Raw genomic sequence first — 931 nt, forward strand, 5'->3', positions numbered from 1 at the left:
AATTAAAAAGACACCTTTTTTGTGAGGTGTTTTTTTAATCTCATCAATCTCACAATAAGTCCCTTATAATAAGGAAGAAACTTAAAAAAGGATTGAAAAAGATGGAGTTAGGTAGAAAAAAAATAGGCGATTATGAATTTATCTATAACCCATTGACGACAGAAATCTATGTGTCAGAGGAAGAAGAAATGTGGGAAGTTGAAATATACAAACTAAAGCATTTTCTTGGTACGTTAGAAGTCAATAGAACTGGGGATATATTAATAATCGAGGATTTAGGCCTAGAGTTAGTGAAATTAGATGAAAAGCAAATAGAAGTAAGGTAAAAGAGAAGTACATAGGAACATGTTCCTATGCCCTCTCCAATGAAAAGAAAAAGAAAATAATCATCATTTTTTCTTTTCTTGTCGTCTGTCTGCTCGATGGGCTCTTCTTAGTGCTTCAAAATCATTCCTATCGGCTAGATCACGAGAAAACTCTACGTCTTCATTTTTTGCGATTGGGATGCTTTTGCGTTTTGTCATTGTTTGATCACCTCATCTGAAGAATTTAGACGACCCATATTTAAAGTGTGTTTTATCAGTGTGAATCATACAGCCAAATTCATGAAGTGATGATTTAGAGGGCGAAAAAGCCGTCAATAGGCTATGTATATGAGAGAGATATGTACTCTTAATAGATAAAGCTAACAAAAATAAAAATGGAATAATTTATTGTAGGATAAACTGTTGACTTATTAAGTTGGATATGATAAATTATTAATTGTCGCTGCTAATTAAATTGTTCCACAGTAGCTCAGTGGTAGAGCAATCGGCTGTTAACCGATCGGTCGTAGGTTCGAGTCCTACCTGTGGAGCCATCATGGAGAGATGTCCGAGCTGGCCGAAGGAGCACGATTGGAAATCGTGTAGACGGGGTCAACCCGTCTCGA

At 36.0% G+C, this 931-nt stretch carries 2 protein-coding genes and 1 tRNA gene; 2 read left to right on the forward strand and 1 reads right to left on the reverse strand.

All coding sequences use genetic code 11. The features are described 5' to 3' along the window. The first annotated feature begins 101 nt into the window (after nucleotides 1-101). Entirely contained in the window at nucleotides 102-326 is a 225-nt protein-coding gene (locus tag JCM10596_RS22810; protein WP_025029059.1) for a hypothetical protein, read from the forward strand. 63 nt (nucleotides 327-389) lie between these two features. On the opposite strand, the gene JCM10596_RS29010 is transcribed toward JCM10596_RS22810, so the two are convergent. Beyond that, the gene (locus JCM10596_RS29010; RefSeq protein ID WP_081792167.1) at nucleotides 390-524 is read right to left on the reverse strand and encodes a YfhD family protein; all 135 of its coding nucleotides are present in this window, start codon (nucleotides 522-524) and stop codon (nucleotides 390-392) included. 260 nt (nucleotides 525-784) lie between these two features. On the opposite strand from JCM10596_RS29010, the gene JCM10596_RS22820 reads away from it, so the two are divergent. Further along, a tRNA-Asn gene (locus JCM10596_RS22820) sits at nucleotides 785-859 on the forward strand. Nucleotides 860-931 lie beyond the last annotated feature (72 nt).

This window comes from Caldalkalibacillus mannanilyticus JCM 10596 (genome assembly GCF_000615945.1).
Lineage (GTDB): Bacteria > Bacillota > Bacilli > Caldalkalibacillales > JCM-10596 > Bacillus_AT > Bacillus_AT mannanilyticus.

Bases quoted from the DNA above. Each gene is read 5' to 3' on its own strand.
- JCM10596_RS22810 (WP_025029059.1), top strand. From the start codon at position 102: ATGGAGTTAGGTAGAAAAAAAATAGGCGATTATGAATTTATCTATAAC.
- JCM10596_RS29010 (WP_081792167.1), bottom strand. From the start codon at position 524: ATGACAAAACGCAAAAGCATCCCAATCGCAAAAAATGAAGACGTAGAG.